Source organism: Mycolicibacterium madagascariense (assembly GCF_010729665.1).
GTDB classification, from domain to species: Bacteria; Actinomycetota; Actinomycetes; order Mycobacteriales; family Mycobacteriaceae; genus Mycobacterium; species Mycobacterium madagascariense.
Map to the genome: position 1 here is coordinate 1,794,497 of NZ_AP022610.1, position 19,554 is coordinate 1,814,050.

The window sequence follows — 19,554 nt, forward strand, 5'->3', positions numbered from 1 at the left end:
GACTGCTGGGAGATCGCGAATTCGTCGGAAGACGCGATCTCCCAGCAGTCTCGGCGGGGGTCAGTCCGCGACGGTCAGCCAGTCGGTGAACCCCGACGGGTCGTGGCGGCCGAGCGCGCCGTGCTCGAACAGGCCCCAGCCCTCGACGGGCGCCCGCTCACCCTCCGTGCACACCGCGCGACCGACGTGGTCGATCACGCCGAAACCCGCGCGTCCGACGATCGCGGGATCGGTCATGTCGTAGGTGAGCCGCTCGGTGAACCGCTCGCCGCGCCACACGCCGTGGATCCAGTCCGAGTCGCCGCCGTAGCCGCCGCCGACGTGAATGGGCACGGGCAGCTTGGACTCCACCGCGAAGTGCACCGGCGTGCCGTCCCCTGCCGTCGCGTCGATGCTGGCCCCGGTGGGGATGCGGGTGCCGGAGGTGTAGTGGATCCTGACGCGCGGCCAACCGAGTTGCTCGACGCGGCCGTCCTTCCAGATGCGCGTGCAGTCGTTGAGCGAGCGGAAGCCGCTGGGCTCCTCCTGGATGATGAGCACGATCGAGAAGTCGTCGAACGCCATCGGCACGTACAGCCACCACATGCCCTCGAACGGCGGATCTGCCGGGCGCCCAGCGGGTTCGGACTCGCCGATCGGCCGGATGCCCCAGGAGCGGTCGCGCGAACCGATCCACACGTCGGGGTCGACGGCGACGTCGGTGCCGTCGATGGCGAGCGTGCCGCTCCACGACCCGAGTTGGGCGAAACGCTGGGCGTCGAGGGTGACGCGGTTGCCCGCCCGCAGCACGTGCCGCTGCTCCTGAACGACGTCGAACAGGCCGTGCCACGTGAGATCGGCGGCGATGCCCTCGGTCTCGTCGAGCACGATGCGCAGGGAGTGCAGCGGGTCGGTGACCTCGACGCGGTAGCTCAGCACGTGCTGGTTCAGCCGGTCGGAGTCGATCGCATCCGACAGGTGCACGGCGGTCTGCTCGTCGCCGCGCCGCACCAACACGAACGCGTCCTTGACGCCGAGGTTCGGGTAGTAGCCGATCCCCGTGATGAGGAAGACGTTGCCCGTGCGGTCGTGGGCGTTGAAGTAGGACCGGTCATAGAAGTTGCGGTCCGAGGACCCCGGCCACGCGATGGGCTGGGGCAGCTGGTGGACGGGGAATTCGTCCATGGGGCCGAGCACTACGACTCTCCGATCAGTCGACGCAGCAGCGAGGCGTGATAGAACATCGACTCGACGTCGTCGGGTCGTTCGATCTCGCCGAAGTGGACCCGCCGGGCGCCGGTGCGCATGAACACACAGCACCAGATCACCCCGGAGTAGACGTAGAACCAGTCGAGGTCGCCGAGGGTCATGCCGGTGGCGTCCTCATACGTGGCGCGCACGTCGTCCTCGCGCAGCACGTCGGGCAGGCCCGGCAGGCCGGCCAGTCCGGCGAGCTCCTGAAACACCATGTGCGCGAACACGATCCAGGCCACGTCGAGCTCCCGCGGCCCGACCGTGGCCATCTCCCAGTCGAGCACCGCGACCGGACGGAAGTCCCGGTAGAGCACGTTGCCGATTCGGGAGTCGCCCCAGGCCAGCACCGGTGCGGTGGCGGCGACGTCGGTCGGGAAGTGGTCCTCGAGCCACGTCAGCGCGCGCTCCACCAGCGGGGAGCGGCCGATGTCGGGGACGGCGAACTCGTACCAGTCCTTCAGCCAGCCGAAGTGTCTGCGCAGCGGGGTGTCACCCGGCGGATCCATCTCGGCGAGGAAGCCAAAGGTCTGCTCCGCGTGCGGGATCGAGTGCAGGGTGGCCAGGACGCGCACCGTGGCGTCCTGCAGTTGGCGACGGAGTTCGGCGGGCGCGTCGGAGAACCAGTTGCCCCCGAACGTGTAGGGCATGACGTCGGGCGGCACGACGCCGTCGACGTGGTCCATCAGGAAGAACGGCGTACCCAGGACGTCCCCCGTGTGCTCCATCCAGCGCACCTGGGGGACCGGCACGTCGGTCAGTTCGCCGACCAGGCGGATGACCTCGAACTGATGGTCGAGTCGGTAGCTCGGAAACACCGGGACGTCCGCGGCGCTGGGGGCCACCCGCGCCACCCACTTCTGCTCGACGGCCCGGCCGTCCTGCTCCCAACTGCCGGTCAGCACGATCGTCTCCGACGACATGCCGTTGGCGTCGATGCCGCTCTCGACGCTGACGTCGGGGGTGACACCGCCCGGCAGGACGGTGGACAGCCACTGCGACATCACCTTCGGCAGGGTGCTGACGTCGCGGGACGTGCGGTTGAGGCGGCTGACGTCCTCGACAGCCGGTTCGTTCGCCAAGTCGGACCCCTTCGCGCAATTACGATACGGTGAGTAGCGTTATGAAAGCAGACCAGCGCGACGATGTCGAGGGTGCGACCGCCGGACGCCCCCGCGACCGACGCATCGACACCGCCATCCTGACGGCGACCGCCGACCTCCTCGTCGAGATCGGCTACGCGAATCTGACGATGGCCGCGGTCGCCGAGCGTGCGGGCACCACCAAGACGGCGCTCTACCGGCGGTGGTCCAGCAAGGCCGAACTCGTCCACGAAGCCGCATTTCCCAGCGCGCCAACGGCATTGGTGGCCCCCGAGGGCGACATCGCCGGCGACGTGCGGGCCATGCTCGCCGCCGCGCGCGACGTCTTCGTCAGCCCCGTGGTGCGGGCCGCGCTGCCCGGGCTCATCGCCGACATGGCCGCCGACGCCGATCTGAACGCCAGGGTGATGAGCCGGTTCGTCGGCCTGTTCGGCGTCGTCGGGGAGCGGTTGGCGCACGCCGTCGGCCGGGGGGAGGTGCGCGCCGACGTCGACCCCCAGCGGCTGATCGAGATCATCGGCGGGGCAACGCTTCTTCGGCTGCTCCTCGATCCCGGCGGTCAGCTGGACGACGCGTGGGTCGTGCAGACCGCGGCGATCATCAGTCACGGTGTGCAGGCGTGAGCGGCTACCGTTGAGTCCATGTACGTGCAGCTGACCCTGAACGACGAGGATGGAGTGCCCGAGGTGTACTCCACGCCGCCATGGACCGACGACGCCGACGGGCGGGCCGAGACGGCCAGGGTCGTCGTCGACCCCGTCGGCAGACCGGATGGCGAGCGATCCGGGGTGCTGCTGACGATGACGATCGGCGAGGCGCTGGTGCTGGGGCGACGCATCACCGAGATCGCCGAGGCGGCCGCCGAGGGGCAGTTCAGCCGACGCGGCACCCAGTGGCGACGCGAAGTCCAGGACCGCAAGCGGCGCGAAGCCTGGAACGTGCTGATGGCCACCACCGACGACGTCGAGGACTCCTAGACGGGGATGACGTCGACGAGGCCGTCGAGACCGGCGAAGTCGCCGGCGTTGCGGCTGTACAGGTCGAGTCCGTGGGCGTGCGCGGTGGCAGCGATCAGCAGGTCGGCGAACCGACTGCGTGGACGTCGGCCCGCGGCCACTACGGCGGCCACCACGAGCCCGTAGCTGCGGGCGGCTGCGGCATCGAAGGGTAGGGGCTCGAGCACCGACTCGACCTCTTGTAGGCGGGCCTGCCGCCTGGCCCGCTCCGCGGGAGATCGGGCGAGGAGCGGCCCGGCAGCAAGCTCCGCCGAGGTGATTGCCGAGATGGCCATCGTGTCGGGCAGCGCTGCGATGACTGCGGGGTCGTGCCAGTCGACGACGACTGATGTATCGAGCAGGCCAGCCGCCATCACAGGGTCTGATCGACGTCGCGGTCCAGATCGTCGCGAAAGGCGCGGCGGTCGATGCGAATGTCGGTGCTGGCCATGCGAGTCAACTGCTCGCGCGTCAGGAACGTACGCCGGGCGGCCTGTACCGGACGGAGCTCGGCCACCGGTTCACCATTGCGCGTCACGACGAATGTCTGCCCGCCGGCGACGGCGTCGATGACCTTGGCGTTGTCGTTGCGGAGGTCACGCTGGGGGATGGTGATCGCCATGATCGCCAACTGTAGCGCAATGTGCTACGGTGCGCTACACGGTCACGGCACGAAGTGGTTCGCGGTGTTCGCCAGGTCGAGGATCGGCTGGGGCAGGGCGCCGAGGGCGAGCGTGATGGCCGCACTGACGGTGACGGTCGCAGTGCTCAGGGCGCTCGGCACCACCACCGTGGGGGCGTTCTCGGGTGGATCGGTGAAGAACAGCAGCACGATGACCCTGACGTAGAAGTACGCTGCCACCGCGCTGGCGCAGACGCCGACGATCACCAGTGGGGAGGCGCCGCCCTCGGCGGCGGCCTTGAAGACGGCGAACTTGCTGACGAAGCCACTCGTCAATGGGATGCCCGCGAACGCCAGCAGGAACAGCGAGAACACCACGCCCACCAGCGGATGGCTGCGACCGAGACCGGCCCACTGGGACAGGTCGGTCTCCTCCTCGCCCCCGGCGTTGCGCACGACGCTGACGACGGCGAAGGCGCCGAGCGTGCTGAAGCCGTAGGCGAACAGATAGAACAGCGTCGCCGCGACGCCGTTGGCGTTCAGCGCGATGACACCGGTCAGGATGAACCCGGCGTGGGCGACCGACGAGTAGGCCAGCATCCGCTTGACGTCGGTCTGCGACACCGCCGTCACCGTGCCGACCACCATCGTGAGGATCGCGATACCCCACATCAGCGGGCGCCAGTCGTCCTCGAAACCGGGCAGCGCGACCGAGAAGATGCGCAGCATGGCCCCGAAGGCGGCGATCTTGGTGGCCGCCGCCATGAACGCCGTCACCGGGATGGGGGCGCCCTGGTACACGTCGGGGATCCACGAATGAAACGGCACTGCACCGACTTTGAACAGCACGCCGATGGAGAGCAGGGCGATGCCGACGAGCGCGAGCGTCGGTCGCTCGGAGCTCGACGCGGCCTGCTCACGAATGCCGTTGAGGCTCAACGTACCTGAGTAGCCGTAGAGCAGCGCGATGCCGTAGAGGAAGAACGCCGAGGAGAAGGCGCCGAGGAGGAAGTACTTGAGCGAGGCCTCCTGCGAGAGCAATCGCCGTCGCCGGGCCAGCCCGCACATCAGGTAGAGCGGCAGCGAGAACACCTCGAGCGCAACGAACATCGTCAGCAGGTCGTCGGCGGCGGGGAACAGCATCATCCCGGCGAGCGCGAACATCGTGAGCGGGAAGACCTCCGTCTGCGCGATGCCGGCCTTCGTCGCGATCTTCTCGGCGACGCTGCCGGGCACGGTCGACGCCATCGGGGTGAAGGCGTCCAGACCGCTCGCGCCCTCCGCCACGTCGACCTCGGAGGCGATGCGACGCTCGGCGATCAGGAGCGTGCCGATGATGCCGACCAGCAGCAGGGTGCCCTGCAGGAACAGTGCCGGCCGGTCGAGCGCGACGGCCCCCATCACGGCGGTATGGCCGGGTGACGCACCGAGACCGGTCCACTCGACGACGACCGCGACCAGCGCGGCGAGCTGCCCGGCGACGGCCAGCGCCGACTGCGTCCGGTACCGCACCGCGCGGGGCAGGAACGCTTCGACGAGCACGCCGAGGACGGCGACGCCCAGCACGATGAGCATGGGGGAGAGCAGGCCGTACTCGACCGAGGGCGGGGTGATCGTCACTTCGCGGCGCCCCCTTCGGCGAGGTGCGGCGCCGGGTCCTGCTGGCCGATCGTGGTCAGGGTGTGGCCCACGGCCGGATCGATGACGTCGAGCACCGGTTTGGGATAGACGCCGAGCACCAGCAGGATCGCGATCAGCGGCGCCACCACGACGAGTTCGCGCGGCACCAGGTCACGCAGCTTCTCGTTGTCCGTGGCGACGGGGCCGGTCATCATGCGCTGGTACATCCACAGGATGTAGATCGCCGAGAGCACCAGCGCCGACGCCGCGAACACCGCCATCACGGGGTAGCGGGTGAACGTGCCGATGAGGACGAGGAATTCACTGATGAAGGGTGCCAATCCGGGCAGCGACAGCGTGGCCAAGCCCGCGACGAGGAACGTGCCTGCGAGTACGGGCGCGACCTTCTGCACACCGCCGAACGATGCGATCGCGCGACTTCCCCTGCGCGACACCAGGAATCCCGCGACCAGGAACAGGGCGGCCGTCGAGATGCCGTGGTTGACCATGTAGAGCGTCGAGCCGGACTGACCCTGGCTGGTCATGGCGAAGATGCCGAGGATGATGAAGCCGAAGTGCGAGATCGACGTGTAGGAGATCAGCCGCATGACGTCGGTCTGACCGATCGCGACGACGGCGCCGTACACGATGCCGACCACCGCGAGCGCGATGACCAACGGCCGGAACGTCATCGACGCGTCGGGGAAGAGCTGCAGGCAGTAGCGCAGCATGCCGAACGTACCGACCTTGTCGACGACGGCCATCATGAGCACCGCCGTCGCGGGGGTCGACTCGACGGCCGCATCCGGCAGCCAGCGGTGGAACGGCCACAGCGGGGCCTTGACGGCGAACGCGAACATGAAGCCGAGGAACAGAGCATTGAGCACGGCCGGGCTGACGTGCAGTGACCCGTTGGCCACGGCGGCGACGATCGCGCGGAAGTCGAACGTGCCCGCGGTGAACGCGCCGCTGGTGGCCGTCGCCACGTAGAGCCCGATGACCGCGGCGAGCATGATCAGGCCGCCAAAGAGGTTGTACAGCAGGAACTTCACGGCAGCCTTCGAGCGGTTGGCGCCGCCGAACCCACCGATGAGGAAGTACATCGGGATGAGCATCGCCTCGAAGAACACGTAGAACAGCAGTACGTCCAGGGCGGTGAGCGAGATCAGCACCATGCCCTCGACGGCCAGCGCCAACGCCATGTAGGTGTGCGCCGACCGGCCCTGGTCGCCGCCGTCGTTCCACCCGGCGACGATCAGCAGCGGGACGAGCACGGCCGTCAGGACGACCAGCGCCAGCGCGATGCCGTCGAGTCCGAGGACGTAGCCCGTCCCGAACGACGGGATCCAGGCGTGGTCTTCGACGAACTGGTACTGCGACCCACCGGGAACGAACGTCACCGCCAGCACGACCGCGATCGCCAGCACGGCCACCGAGAGCGCCAGCGCCACGTACTTCGCGAGTTGCCCTGCGGCAGAGGGCAACAGGATGACCACGGCTGCGCCCACCATCGGGACGGCCCACAGGATCGTCAACCACGGCATGGCGTTCACCAGATCCTCACCGCCAGGATCGCGGCCACGACCAGAGCCGCGCCGCCGAGCATCGACAGGGCATAGGAGCGGGCGAAGCCCGTCTGGAATTGGCGCAGGCGCTCCGAGGCTCCGCCGACGACGTCACCGAGGCGACGGGAGACACCGTCGATGCCGTCGTCGTCGACGTCGACGAGACCGGCCACCAGCATTCGGCCCGGCCGCATCAGCACGCCCTCGTTGAACGCGTCGCCGTAGAGGTCGCGGCGGGCGGCCACCGTCAACGTCGAGACGTCGTCGGGGGCCGTCTGCGGTACCGGTCGCGTCGCGTACATGCGGTAGGCGATCGCGATGCCCACCGCGACGACGGCGAGCGTGCCGACCGTCAGCACCCACGCCGGCACCACCTCGGCAGTCTCGGGATGCGCGCCGACGACGGGTTCGAGCCACTGCTGGAGCGTGCCGCCGATGGCCAGCAACCCACCCGCACCGACCGACCCGATGGCGAGCACGATCATCGGCATCGTCATGCTGGCCGGCGACTCGTGGGGATGGGTGTCGGGTTTCCAGCGCCGCTCCCCGAAGAACGTCATCAGCATCACCCTGGTCATGTAGAACGCCGTGATGCCCGCCCCGAGCAGCGCGGCCCCGCCGAGCAGCAGACCCCTGAATCCGCCTGTCGCGAACGCGGTTTCGATGATGGCGTCCTTGGAGAAGAATCCCGCGAACGGAGGCACGCCGATGATCGCGAGATACCCGAGCCCGAACGTGACGAACGTGATCGGCATGACCGAGCGCAGCCCGCCGTAGCGGCGCATGTCGGTCTCGTCGTCCATGCCGTGCATCACCGAACCCGCGCCGAGGAACAGTCCGGCCTTGAAGAAGCCGTGGGTCAGCAGGTGCATGATCGCGATGGCGTACCCCGCCGGGCCGAGGCCTGCCGCGAGCACCATGTAGCCGATCTGGCTCATCGTCGACGCGGCGAGCGCCTTCTTGATGTCGTCCTTGGCGCAGCCGATGACGGCGCCGAACAGCAGCGTCACCGCACCCACGACGACCACGCCGAGGCGGGCATCGGGGGCGAGGTCGTAGAGGGGACCGGAGCGCACGATCAGGTAGACGCCCGCGGTCACCATGGTCGCCGCGTGGATGAGTGCCGACACCGGCGTCGGGCCCTCCATCGCGTCGCCGAGCCACGACTGCAACGGCACCTGGGCCGACTTGCCGCACGCGGCGAGCAGCAGCAGCAGACCGATCGCGGTGAGCGTGCCGTGCGTCATCAGACCGGCAGCGCCGAAGACGCCCTCATACGAGATGGTTCCGACGCTGGCGAACATCACCATCAGCGCCAGCGCGAGACCGACGTCGCCGACCCGGTTGACCACGAAGGCCTTCTTCGCCGCGGTCGCGGCCGATGGCTTGTAGGACCAGAATCCAATCAACAGATACGACGCGAGACCCACGCCCTCCCAACCCATGTAGAGCCCGAGGTAGTTGTCGGCGAGCACCAGCAGCAGCATGGCCGCGACGAACAGGTTGAGGTAGGCGAAGAATCGTCGGCGCTCGGGATCGTGGGCCATGTAGCCGACCGAGTAGACGTGGATCAGTGATCCGACGCCGGTGATCAACAGCACGAAACAAATTGACAGCTGGTCGAGTTGGAGGCCGAAGTCGACGTGTAGCCGTCCCACCGGCACCCAGGTGAAGAGGCGTTGGTGGATTCCACGGTCGTCGGCCGGCTGATCGAGCAGACCGACGAACAGCACCACGCCGATGGCGAAGGAGGCCAGCACCGCGGCGCAGCCCAGCAGATGTCCCCACGCGTTCGTGGCCCTGCCGCCGAGCAGCAGGATCGCCGCACCCAGCAGCGGCAGCGCAATCAGCAGCCAGACCGGGAGCGTCACTAGTGCCTCAGCAGACTGGCCGCGTCGACCGAAGCCGACTGTCCGGCCCGGAAGATCGTCATGATGATCGCCAACCCGACGACGACCTCGCACGCCGCGACCACCATGGTGAAGAACGCCACCACCTGACCGTCGAGATGGCCGTGCATGCGCGAGAAGGCCACGAATGCCAGGTTTCCGGCGTTGAGCATCAGCTCGACGCACATGAACATCACGATGGCGTTGCGCCGCAACAGGACTCCCGCCGCACCGATGGTGAACAGCAGCGCAGACAGGTAGACGTAGTTGATGGGATTCATCGCGGCGCCCCGTTCTTCGTGGCGGCCACGCTGCGCGGCGGCAGGATCGAGCTCACCGACGTCGCGGCGTCGGAACCGTCGGGTAGCCAGGCCGCCACGTCGACCGCGTTGTGCCTGGCGTAGACGCCCGGATTGGGCATCGGCGTGGCATGGCCCCCGGGGGCGAAGCGCTCGATCGACAGCTCGCGCTGGGTCTTTCGGCGGTCGACGCGCTCGCGGTGCGCGAGCACCATCGCACCGAGCGTGGCGGTGATCAGCAGTGCGCTGGTGAGTTCGAAGGCCCATAGGTAGCGGACGAAGATGAGTGCCGCCAAGCCTTGGACGTTGCCGCCTGCGTTGGCTTGGTCGAGCCCACCGACACCCGTCACCGACGCGTTCCCGATGCCCGCGATGAGCAGCAGGCCGAACGCGACGCCGGCGACGATGGCCGCAATGCGTTGGCCGCGAATGGTTTCCACCAGCGAGTCGGCGGAGTCGACGCCGATCAGCATCAGCACGAACAGGAAGAGCATCATCACCGCGCCGGTGTAGACGACGACCTGAACGACACCGAGGAACAGCGCGTCCTGCGCGATGTAGAGGACGGCCAGCACGATCATGGTGATCGCCAGGAAGATCGCCGAGTACACGGCCTTGGGCGCCGCGACGACGGCGATGGCGCCGACGACGGCGAGCGTGCCGAGCACCCAGAACGTCACCGCCTCCGCCGTCGACGTGCGGTAGACGGTCTCGGCGGCCAGCAGCGTGACTTCGCCTGTCACAGCACGACTTCCTCGACCGGTTCCGGGGTCTTCTGGTGCGTCGTGACGGTCGGCATGCCCAGGGAGGTGGCCAGGCCGTCGGCTCGGATGTGGCCGCGGTAGTAGTCCTCGTCGGTGCTGCCCGGGGCCATCGCATGCGGCGGGGCCGTCATGTCCGGGCCCAGCGGGGCCAGCAGTTCGTCCTTGCCGTAGATGAGGTCGGCGCGGTTGTCGTCGGCGAGTTCGTAGTCGTTGGTCATCGTCAGCGCGCGGGTGGGGCAGGCCTCGATGCACAAACCGCACCCGATGCAACGCAGGTAGTTGATCTGATACACCCGGCCGTAACGCTCACCGGGGGAGAAGCGTTCGGCATCGGTGTTGTCGGCGCCCTCGACGAAGATCGCGTCGGCCGGGCACGCCCAGGCGCAGAGTTCGCAGCCGATGCACTTCTCCAGGCCGTCCTCGTACCGATTCAGTTGGTGGCGGCCGTGATAGCGCTTGGCCGTCGGCCCCGGCTTCTCCGGATACTCCTCGGTGATCGGCTTCTTGAACATGGTCTTGAACGTCACGCCGAAACCGGCGAGGGCGTCGACGAGGTGGGGCCGCTTAGGCATCGGCGTGCTCCTTCACGGGAATGGGCGGTACCGGGAAGGATCCCGGTACCGTCGACGGGGGATCGGCTTGGCGACTGGGGCGGGCCTGCTCGTGCCGGAGCACCCGCGACAGGTAGACCAGCAGCAGGATGCCGAGGAAGACGCCGGTGGCGACGAGGACTACGGCGAGGCCGTCGTAGCCCTCGTTGCGCAGGGTCCGCACCACCGCGACCGTCATGATCCAGCCCAGTGAGATGGGAATGAGGATCTTCCACCCCAATCCCATGAACTGGTCGTAGCGCAGGCGCGGCAGGGTCGCCCGCAGCCAGATGAACATGAACATGAACGTCCAGACCTTGCCGACGAACCAGAGGAGCGGCCACCACCCGGAATTCGCGCCGTCGATCATGTCGAACGGCCACGGTGCCTGCCAGCCGCCGAGGAACAGCGTCGTCGCCAGCGCCGCGACAGTGGTCATGTTGACGTACTCGGCGAGCATGAACATCGCGAACTTCAGCGACGAGTACTCGGTGTGGAAGCCCCCGACCAGTTCGCCCTCGGCCTCCGGCAGATCGAAGGGGGCGCGGTTGGTCTCACCGACCATCGACGTCACGTAGATGACGAACGAGGGGAGCAGGAGGAACACGTACCAGAGGCCGTGCTGCTTGGCGACGATCTCCGAGGTCGACATGGTGCCCGAGTACAGGAACACCGCGGCGAAGCACAGTGCCATGGCGATCTCGTAGGAGATGACCTGCGCGCTCGAGCGCAATCCGCCGAGCAGCGGATAGGTGGACCCGGATGCCCAGCCCGCCAAGACGATTCCGTAGACGCCGATCGACGTCACGGCCAACACGTACAGCACGGCGACGGGCAGGTCGGTCAGCTGCAGGGGGGTCCGGTGACCGAACACGCTCACCATCCCGCCCATGGGGATGACGGCGAACGCCATGATGGCGGGGATGACCGCGATGACGGGGGCGGCCAGGTAGATGGGCTTGTCGACGCCCGCGGGGACGAGGCCTTCCTTGAGGGCCAGCTTGACCCCGTCGACCAGACTCTGCAGCAGCCCGAACGGGCCGACGCGGTTGGGGCCGTAGCGCATCTGCATCCGCCCGAGCACCTTGCGCTCGACGAGGATCGCGACGAGCACCGTCAGCAGACAGAACACGAAGCTGAACAACGCCTTCGCGATGACCAGCCACCATGGGTCGTGGCCGAACGAGCCGAGGTCGGGATAGGTCACGCCGACCCACCTCCCGTCGAGATCGAGACGACGGCGCCGGGTGAGACGCCGAGCGTCGAATGAACCTGGGAGGCAGGCGAATTGAGCGGTACCCACACCACCCGGTCTGGCATCTCGGTGACCACGAGTGGCAGGGTGATGGCGCCGCGCGGGGTGGCGACGGTGACGGGTTGGCCGTCGCGGGCGCCGATCTCCTCGGCGGTCGTGCGGGACAGTCGGACGACCGCGATCCGTGCCGTGCCCGCCAGATGGGGTTCGCCATCCTGAAGTCGACCGGCATCCAACAACATTCGCCACGACGCCAGCACCGCCTGCCCGGCCGCCGGAGTCCTCGGGCGCGCAGCCTCGACCGTCGGGTCGGATGGGCGGCTGCCCCGCCACGGTCCGAGCCGGGCGAGTTCGGCGCGCGCGGAGGCGGCGTCCCGCAGGCCGATGTCGATGCCCACCTCCTCGGCCAGTGCGACGAGGACACGGGCGTCGGCGGTGGCGTTCGGCGGAAGGGCCGGTGCGAAGGACCGGTGCCGCCCTTCCCAATCGACGAACGTCCCCGACTTCTCGGTGACCGGAGCGACGGGGAAGACGACGTCGGCGCGCTCGGTCACCGCACTGTGGCGCAGTTCCAGGCTGACGACGAACGGCGCGGCGTCGATGGCCGCGAGCGCCGCGACGGGGTCGGGAAGGTCGCCGAGCTCGACGCCGCCGACGAGCAGGGCGCCCAGCGACCCCTGGGCGGCCGCCGCGACGATGCCCGCCGTGTCCCGACCCGCTCGACTGGGCAGCGCGTCGACGTTCCACGCCGCGGCCACCTCGGCACGGGCGGCGGCGTCGGCCAGCGGCCTGCCACCGGGCAGGAGATGCGGTGTCGCACCGGCTTCCAACGCGCCGCGTTCACCGGCGCGCCTCGGTACCCAGCCGAGCCGGGCGCCCGTCCGTTCGACGAGCCGCAGCACCGCGGAGTAGGCGCCCGCCGACGTTGCGAGGCGTTCGCCGACGAGCACGATCGTGACGGCGGCCACCTCGAGCGCGTCCAGCGCCTCGGCTTCGCCGCCGGGGGCCGTCGCGATGAGCGTGCCGCCCATCTTGTCCAGGCCGCGCGTCGCGAACGGTGCGATCGCGGAGACCTTCGTGCCGTGCCTGCGGAAGGCCTTGCGCAGGCGCAGATACACGATCGGCGACTCCTCCTCCGGCTCGAACCCGACCAGGAGGACCGCCGCGGCCGATTCGAGGTCGGCGTAGGTCACGGTCATCGGCCGTCCCGCGATGGCCGCTGCGAGGAACCGTGACTCCTCGTCGGAGTGCGCGCGGGCCCGGAAGTCGACGTCGTTGGTGCCGAGCACGATTCGGGCGAACTTGGCGTAGGCGTAGGCGTCCTCGAGCGTGGCGCGGCCGCCGACGAGCACGCCGGTGTCGGCGCCCGCCGCGGTCAAGCCGCGGATGGCGACGGCGACGGCCTCCGACCACGAGGCGGGGCGTTGACTGCCGTCGGGCTCGCGCAGCAGGGGCGTGGCGATGCGATCGCCCCGAGAACCATAGGTGAACGCCCAGCGGCCCTTGTCGCAGTTCCACTCCTCGTTGACCTCGGGATCGTCACCAGCCAAGCGCCGCAACACCTTTCCGCGGCGATGATCGGTGCGCTGGGCGCAGCCCGACGCGCAGTGCTCGCACACGCTCGGGGAGGACACCAGGTCGAACGGTCTGGCGCGGAATCGGTACGCCGTCCCGGTGAGGGCGCCGACGGGACAGATCTGCACGGTGTTGCCCGAGAAGTACGAGTCGAAGGGGGTGTCGTCGGCGATGCCGACCTGCTGCAGCGCACCGCGTTCGAGGAGTTCGATGAACGGATCGCCGGCGATCTGGTTGGAGAAGCGCGTGCACCTGGCGCACAGCACGCATCGTTCGCGGTCGAGCAGCACCTGCGAGGACAGGTTGATGGGCTTGGGGAAGGTGCGCTTGACGTCGTCGAAGCGGGTGTCGGTCCGCCCGTGGGACATCGCCTGGTTCTGCAGCGGGCACTCCCCACCCTTGTCGCACACGGGGCAGTCCAGCGGGTGGTTGATGAGCAGTAGCTCCATGACGCCGTGCTGGGCCTTGTCGGCCGCCGGTGACGTCAGCTGCGTGCGCACCACCATGTCGGGGGTGACGGTGATGGTGCACGACGCCATCGGCTTGCGTTGGCCCTCCACCTCGACCAGACATTGCCGACACGCCCCGACGGGTTCGAGCAGCGGATGGTCGCAGAACCGCGGGATTTGGATGCCCATCAGCTCGGCGGCCCGAATCACCAACGTGCCCTTGGGCACGCTGATTTCGTGGTCGTCGATGGTGAGCGTGACCATCTCGACGTCGGTGCCGGTTTCGTTCTCCGCAGTCGTCACGCGCGCCTCCCCCCTCCCCGCCGAGCAGCCGCAAATGTGCGCGACACGCCGGTGGAAAGTGCATGTTTGCGGCTGCTCGCGGTCATGACAGAGCCCCCTCCGGGACGGCCAGCATCGAGGCGACCGGGTCGAACGGACAGCCGCCGTCGAGGTGCGCCTCGTATTCGGCCCGGAAGTACTTGAGCGACGACAGGATTGGGCTCGCAGCGCCGTCGCCGAGGGCGCAGAACGACTTGCCGAAGATGGCGTCGGCGATGTCCAGCAGCGTGTCGAGGTCCGCCCGCTGCCCGTCGCCGTTCTCCAACCGCGCATAGATCTGCGTCAGCCAGTAGGTGCCCTCCCGGCACGGCGTGCACTTGCCGCAGGATTCGTGGGCGTAGAACTGCGTCCATCGGCGGACCGCGCGCACCACGCACGTCGTCTCGTCGAAGATCTGCAGCGCCTTGGTGCCCAGCATCGACCCGACGCCGGCCATGCCCTCGTAATCCAGTGGCACGTCGAGGTGTTCGCCCGTCAGCAGCGGGGTCGACGATCCGCCGGGCGTCCAGAACTTCAGCTCGTGTCCGGCGCGCACCCCGCCCGCGTAGTCCAGCAGCTCGCGCAACGTGATGCCCAGCGGGGCCTCGTACTGCCCCGGTGTGGTGACGTGCCCGGACAGCGAGTACAGCGTGAAGCCGGGCGACTTCTCGGTTCCCATCGTCGTGAACCAGTCGACGCCACCGCGGATGACGGCGGGCACGCTGGAGACGGACTCGACGTTGTTGACCACCGTCGGGCACGCATACAGACCGGCGACGGCCGGGAACGGCGGCCGCAGCCGCGGCTGGCCACGCCTGCCCTCCAGCGAGTCCAGCAGGGCGGTCTCCTCGCCGCAGATGTAGGCACCGGCACCGGCGTGCACCACCAGATCCAGGTCGAAGCCGGACCCGAGGACGTCGGTGCCGAGGTAGCCGGCATCGTAGGCCTCGGCGACGGCGGTCTGCAGCCGGCGCAGCACGGGCACGACCTCACCGCGCACGTAGATGAACGCGTGGCGCGCCCGGATCGCGTACGCGGCGATGATGGCCCCCTCGACGAGCACGTGCGGGGTGGCCATCATGAGCGGAATGTCCTTGCACGTGCCGGGTTCCGACTCGTCGGCGTTGATCACCAGGTAGTGCGGCTTGGCCGCCGCGCCTTCTCCTCCCTGCGGTATGAACGACCATTTCTGTCCGGTCGGGAAGCCGGCACCGCCCCTGCCGCGCAACCCCGAGTCCTTCACCAGTCCGATCACGTCGTCGGGGGCCATCGTCACAGCGGTGCGCAGCGCCTGATACCCGTCGTGGCGGTGATAGCAGTCCAGGGTCCACGACATCGGCTCGTCCCAGTAGCTGCTCAGCACCGGCGTCAGGGTCGATCGGGTCATTCGGGCGCTCCGTTCCTCGACGGCACCTCGGCGGACGGCCCGGGGGCGGGTTCGTCGCGCTTGGCCTCCCTGGTCATCCGCTCGTCATCGGGTCCGCTTGCGCCGCCCGATGATTCGTCGACGTCGGGGGCACGCATCCCGCGCTCGCGGGCAATCCGCAGACCTGCCAGCGTGGCCTCGCCGGTCGGCGCGTCGTTGGCGCCGGCGCGCTGATCGGCGAAACCGGCCAGGATCATGGCGGTCTCACGGAACGAGCACAGCGTCGCGCCACGCGTCGGCGTCACGGGTGTCCCGGCCCGAAGATCGTCCACCAGATCGCGCGCCGAGGACGGAGTCTGGTTGTCGAAGAACTCCCAATTGACCATGACCACCGGGGCGTAGTCGCACGCGGCATTGCATTCGACGTGCTCGAGGGTGACCTTGCCGTCCGGGGTCGTCTCCCCGGCGCGCAGGTCGAGGTGGCCCTCGAGCGTCTCGAGGATCGCATCCCCGCCCATCACCGCACACAGCGTGTTGGTGCACACGCCGACCAGGTAGTCACCGGTCGGCGTGCGACGGTACATCGAATAGAACGTCGCGACCGCGGTGACCTCGGCCGGGCTCAGGTCGAGTTGTGCGGCGCAGAACTCGATTCCGGCGGGGGTGAGGTAGCCGTCCTGCGCCTGCACCAGGTGCAGCAGGCTCAGCAGCGCCGACCGCGCCACCGGATACCTCGCGATCACCAGCGCCGCGTCGCGCGCCAGCCGTCGAGTGACGTCGTCCGAATAGTGCCGCGGCCCTTGTGATATCGGTGGTCCCGGCTCATCGGGGCGCGGACCCAACTGCAGATCGACGACGCTCATCTGGGCCCTCTCCTCTTCGCGCAAGCGCTCATCTGGGCCCTCTCCTCTTCGCGCAAGCGCTCATCAGCGGTCCACCCCGCCCATCACCGGATCGATCGACGCCACCGCCGCGATCGCATCGGCCACCATGCCGCCCTCGCACATCGCCGCGATGGCCTGCAGATTGGTGAACGACGGGTCGCGGTAGTGCACGCGGTAGGGCCGGGTGCCGCCATCGGAGACCATGTGCACGCCCAGCTCGCCGCGTGGCGACTCCACCGCGACGTACACCTGCCCCGCCGGCACCCGGATGCCCTCGGTGACGAGCTTGAAGTGATGGATCAGGGCCTCCATCGACCCGCCCATGATCTTGGCGACGTGCGCGGGGGAGTTGCCGAGGCCGTCGGGCCCCAGCACCAGGTCGGCCGGCCACGCCAGCTTCCGGTCGGTGATCATGACCGGCCCCGGCTTGAGTTTGTCCAGACACTGCTCGACGATCTTGATCGACTCCCGCATCTCGCGGACGCGAATCATGTAGCGCCCGTACGCGTCGCACTCGTCGGTGGTGATGACGTCGAACTCGTAGTCCTCGTACCCGCAGTAGGGCTGGGCGCGGCGCAGGTCGTGGGGCAGGCCGGTGGAGCGCAGGCAGGGACCGGTGACGCCGAGGGCCATGCAGCCGGTCAGGTCGAGGTAGCCGACGCCCTGGGTGCGAGCCTTCCAGATGTAGTTCTCGTTGAGCAGATCCTCCATGTCCCGCAACCGCTTCGGCAGCAGCGTCAGGAGTTCCTGGAGCTGGGGGATCGCCTCGTCGGGGAGGTCGGCGGCCAGACCGCCGGGCCGGATGAAGGCGTGGTTCATCCGCAGTCCGGTGATGGTCTCGAAGATCGACAGCACCAGCTCGCGTTCGCGAAATCCGAAGAACATGGCCGACATCGAGCCGAGCTCCATGCCGCCGGTGGCCAGGGCGACCAGGTGGCTGGAGATCCGGTTGAGCTCCATCAGCAGGACCCTGATGACGCTGGCGCGTTCGGGGACGTCGTCGGTCACGTCGAGCAGCTTCTCCACCCCGAGGCAGTACACCGTCTCGTTGAAGAACGGCGACAGGTAGTCCATGCGGGTGACGAACGTGACGCCCTGCGTCCAGTTGCGGAATTCGAGGTTCTTCTCGATCCCGGTGTGCAGATAGCCGATGCCGCATCGGATCTCGGTGATGGTCTCACCCTCGATCTCGAGGATCAGGCGCAGGACGCCGTGCGTCGAGGGGTGCTGGGGACCCATGTTGACGACGATGCGCTCGCCGGCCACGGAGCGGTCCCTGGCCGCGGCGACGACGTCCTCCCAGTCTTCACCGCCGACCGTGACCAAGGTTTCGGGCGGGTTGTTGGGCGAACTCATCAGTTGTAGGACCTCCGCGCGTCCGGGGGCTGAATCTGGGCGCCGTGGTACTCCACGGGGATGCCGCCCAGCGGGTAGTCCTTGCGCTGCGGGTGTCCCACCCAGTCGTCGGGCATCTCGATGCGGGTCAGCGACGGGTGCCCGTCGAACACGATCCCGAAGAAGTCGTAGGTCTCGCGTTCGTGCCAGTCGGTGGTGGGATACACCGAGAACAGCGATGGCACATGGGGATCCGCGTCGGGCGCGGCCACCTCGAGGCGGATTCGGCGATTGTGCGTGATGGACGTCAGCGGGTAGACGGCGTGCAGTTCGCGGCCCTCGTCGGCGGGGTAGTGCACCCCGGAGACGCCGAGGCACAGCTCGAACCGCAGGGCGGCGTCGTCGCGCAGTGTCTGCGCGACGGTGACGAGGTGGTCGCGCCGCACCTCGAGGGTCAGTTCCCTCCGGAACACGATCACCCGCTCGATCGCCGCGCCGAAGGTTTCCTCGCCGAGCGCGGCGGCCAGCGCGTCGACGACGTCGTCGAAGTAGCCGCCGTAGGGTCGTGGCGAGCTGCCGGGCAGCGCGACCTCGCGGATCAGCCTGCCGTAGCCGGAGGTGTCGCCAGTCCCGTTGGCGCCGAACATGCCTCGGCGATGGCCGATGATCTCGGGGTCGTGGCCGTTGCCATTCCCCGCCCCATTGCCGTTGCCGTTGGTCCCCGTCATGACCGCAGCAGCCCCTTGAGCTCGATGGTGGGCCGGGCGGCGAGCGCGGCCTGCTCGGCGGCCGCAATGGCCTCGGCGCGGTTGACTCCCAGGGGCATGTCCTGAATCTTGGCGTGCAGCATGAGGATTGCGTTGAGGAGCATCTCGGGCCGCGGGGGACAGCCCGGAAGGTAGATGTCGACGGGCACGACGTGGTCGACGCCCTGGACGATCGCGTAGTTGTTGAACATCCCGCCCGAGGAGGCGCACACGCCCATCGCCAGAACCCATTTCGGTTCGGCCATCTGGTCGTAGACCTGGCGCAGGACCGGGGCCATCTTCTGGCTCACCCGCCCCGCCACGATCATCAGGTCGGCCTGTCGGGGAGTGGCCGAGAAGCGCTCCATCCCGAACCGGGCGATGTCGAATCGTGGGCCGGCAGTGGCCATCATCTCGATGGCGCAGCACGCCAGGCCGAAGGTCGCGGGCCAGAGCGACCCCTTGCGTACGTAGCCGGCCACCTTCTCCAACGTCGAGAGCAGGATGCCGCCGGGGAGCTGTTCCTCGAGTCCCATGTCAGCTCAATCCCAACTCAGCCCGCCGCGCCGCCACACGTAGGCGTAGGCGACGAAGACCGTGAGCATGAACAGCACCATCTCGACGACGGCGAACAGCCCGAGGGAGTCGAACGAGACCGCCCACGGGTAGAGGAACACGATCTCGATGTCGAAGACGATGAACAGCATGGCGGTGAGGTAGTACTTCACCGGGAATCGCTGTCCGGTCTGCAGGTCACCGGGGGAGCCCGGGGTCACCGGTTCGATGCCGCACTCGTAGGCCTCGAGTTTCGCGCGGTTGTAGCGTCTGGGCCCGATGACCAGGGCGATGCCGACCGAGCCGACCGCGAATGCCGCCGCGATCGCCCCGAGGACAAGGATGGGTACGTAGGCGTTCATGCCGCTGGCCGCTCCCTCGTTGGGCTATC

At 68.5% G+C, this 19,554-nt stretch carries 20 protein-coding genes; 2 read left to right on the forward strand and 18 right to left on the reverse strand.

The features are described 5' to 3' along the window. Positions 1-60: 60 nt before the first annotated feature. The gene (locus G6N60_RS08440; RefSeq protein WP_163735179.1) at positions 61-1,176 is read right to left on the reverse strand and encodes an Rv3169 family protein; all 1,116 of its coding nucleotides are present in this window, start codon (positions 1,174-1,176) and stop codon (positions 61-63) included. Continuing rightward, on the reverse strand, positions 1,176-2,312 hold the full coding sequence (locus G6N60_RS08445; protein ID WP_163735182.1) for a phosphotransferase family protein: 1,137 nt from the start codon (positions 2,310-2,312) through the stop codon (positions 1,176-1,178). Before G6N60_RS08445 ends, G6N60_RS08440 begins: the two co-directional genes overlap by 1 nt. A gap of 41 nt (positions 2,313-2,353) precedes the next feature. On the opposite strand from G6N60_RS08445, the gene G6N60_RS08450 reads away from it, so the two are divergent. Next, positions 2,354-2,956: a TetR/AcrR family transcriptional regulator gene (locus G6N60_RS08450; RefSeq protein WP_163735185.1), complete on the forward strand. Its 603-nt coding sequence runs from the start codon at positions 2,354-2,356 to the stop codon at positions 2,954-2,956. An 18-nt stretch (positions 2,957-2,974) separates the two neighbouring features. Continuing rightward, positions 2,975-3,310, forward strand: a complete 336-nt coding sequence (locus G6N60_RS08455; RefSeq protein WP_163735189.1) for a hypothetical protein — start codon at positions 2,975-2,977, stop codon at positions 3,308-3,310. On the opposite strand, the gene G6N60_RS08460 is transcribed toward G6N60_RS08455, so the two are convergent. The 16 genes from G6N60_RS08460 to G6N60_RS08535 all read right to left on the reverse strand — a co-directional run bounded on the left by G6N60_RS08460 (position 3,307) and on the right by G6N60_RS08535 (position 19,525). Beyond that, positions 3,307-3,702 (reverse strand): type II toxin-antitoxin system VapC family toxin, encoded by a 396-nt coding sequence (locus tag G6N60_RS08460; RefSeq protein WP_163735191.1) that lies wholly within the window; start codon positions 3,700-3,702, stop codon positions 3,307-3,309. The two genes, G6N60_RS08455 and G6N60_RS08460, sit on opposite strands and share 4 nt — an antisense overlap. Beyond that, positions 3,702-3,950: a type II toxin-antitoxin system Phd/YefM family antitoxin gene (locus G6N60_RS08465; protein WP_163735194.1), complete on the reverse strand. Its 249-nt coding sequence runs from the start codon at positions 3,948-3,950 to the stop codon at positions 3,702-3,704. The genes G6N60_RS08460 and G6N60_RS08465 overlap by 1 nt, the downstream gene beginning before the upstream one ends. A 42-nt stretch (positions 3,951-3,992) precedes the next feature. Then, positions 3,993-5,525: an NADH-quinone oxidoreductase subunit NuoN gene (gene nuoN / locus G6N60_RS08470; RefSeq protein ID WP_246241194.1), complete on the reverse strand. Its 1,533-nt coding sequence runs from the start codon at positions 5,523-5,525 to the stop codon at positions 3,993-3,995. Positions 5,526-5,566: 41 nt separating this feature from the next. Then, a complete protein-coding gene (locus G6N60_RS08475; protein ID WP_179969775.1) occupies positions 5,567-7,114 on the reverse strand; it encodes an NADH-quinone oxidoreductase subunit M in 1,548 nt (515 codons plus the stop codon). Positions 7,115-7,119: 5 nt separating this feature from the next. Continuing rightward, positions 7,120-9,006 carry an NADH-quinone oxidoreductase subunit L gene (nuoL, locus tag G6N60_RS08480; protein WP_163735200.1) on the reverse strand — a complete coding sequence of 629 codons (1,887 nt, stop codon included), beginning with the start codon at positions 9,004-9,006 and terminating at the stop codon, positions 7,120-7,122. Further along, positions 9,006-9,305, reverse strand: coding sequence for an NADH-quinone oxidoreductase subunit NuoK (gene nuoK, locus G6N60_RS08485; RefSeq protein WP_163735204.1), 300 nt, complete (start codon positions 9,303-9,305; stop codon positions 9,006-9,008). Before nuoK ends, nuoL begins: the two co-directional genes overlap by 1 nt. Beyond that, positions 9,302-10,066, reverse strand: coding sequence for an NADH-quinone oxidoreductase subunit J (locus G6N60_RS08490; protein ID WP_163735207.1), 765 nt, complete (start codon positions 10,064-10,066; stop codon positions 9,302-9,304). Before G6N60_RS08490 ends, nuoK begins: the two co-directional genes overlap by 4 nt. Then, positions 10,063-10,659, reverse strand: a complete 597-nt coding sequence (nuoI, locus tag G6N60_RS08495; protein ID WP_163735211.1) for an NADH-quinone oxidoreductase subunit NuoI — start codon at positions 10,657-10,659, stop codon at positions 10,063-10,065. The genes G6N60_RS08490 and nuoI overlap by 4 nt, the downstream gene beginning before the upstream one ends. Continuing rightward, the gene (gene nuoH / locus G6N60_RS08500) at positions 10,652-11,884 is read right to left on the reverse strand and encodes an NADH-quinone oxidoreductase subunit NuoH (RefSeq protein ID WP_163735214.1); all 1,233 of its coding nucleotides are present in this window, start codon (positions 11,882-11,884) and stop codon (positions 10,652-10,654) included. The genes nuoI and nuoH overlap by 8 nt, the downstream gene beginning before the upstream one ends. Beyond that, positions 11,881-14,259, reverse strand: a complete 2,379-nt coding sequence (locus tag G6N60_RS08505; protein WP_263992388.1) for an NADH-quinone oxidoreductase subunit G — start codon at positions 14,257-14,259, stop codon at positions 11,881-11,883. The genes nuoH and G6N60_RS08505 overlap by 4 nt, the downstream gene beginning before the upstream one ends. Before the next feature lie 82 nt (positions 14,260-14,341). Next, positions 14,342-15,664 carry an NADH-quinone oxidoreductase subunit NuoF gene (gene nuoF / locus G6N60_RS08510; protein ID WP_163735217.1) on the reverse strand — a complete coding sequence of 441 codons (1,323 nt, stop codon included), beginning with the start codon at positions 15,662-15,664 and terminating at the stop codon, positions 14,342-14,344. Continuing rightward, positions 15,661-16,506 carry an NADH-quinone oxidoreductase subunit NuoE gene (gene nuoE / locus G6N60_RS08515; protein ID WP_179969666.1) on the reverse strand — a complete coding sequence of 282 codons (846 nt, stop codon included), beginning with the start codon at positions 16,504-16,506 and terminating at the stop codon, positions 15,661-15,663. Before nuoE ends, nuoF begins: the two co-directional genes overlap by 4 nt. A 63-nt stretch (positions 16,507-16,569) precedes the next feature. Continuing rightward, positions 16,570-17,883, reverse strand: a complete 1,314-nt coding sequence (gene nuoD, locus G6N60_RS08520; protein ID WP_163735223.1) for an NADH dehydrogenase (quinone) subunit D — start codon at positions 17,881-17,883, stop codon at positions 16,570-16,572. Continuing rightward, on the reverse strand, positions 17,883-18,590 hold the full coding sequence (locus G6N60_RS08525; protein ID WP_163735227.1) for an NADH-quinone oxidoreductase subunit C: 708 nt from the start codon (positions 18,588-18,590) through the stop codon (positions 17,883-17,885). Before G6N60_RS08525 ends, nuoD begins: the two co-directional genes overlap by 1 nt. Beyond that, a complete protein-coding gene (locus tag G6N60_RS08530; RefSeq protein WP_163735230.1) occupies positions 18,587-19,144 on the reverse strand; it encodes a NuoB/complex I 20 kDa subunit family protein in 558 nt (185 codons plus the stop codon). The genes G6N60_RS08525 and G6N60_RS08530 overlap by 4 nt, the downstream gene beginning before the upstream one ends. 6 nt (positions 19,145-19,150) lie before the next feature. Further along, positions 19,151-19,525 (reverse strand): NADH-quinone oxidoreductase subunit A, encoded by a 375-nt coding sequence (locus tag G6N60_RS08535; RefSeq protein WP_163735233.1) that lies wholly within the window; start codon positions 19,523-19,525, stop codon positions 19,151-19,153. Between the last annotated feature and the right edge of the window lie 29 nt (positions 19,526-19,554).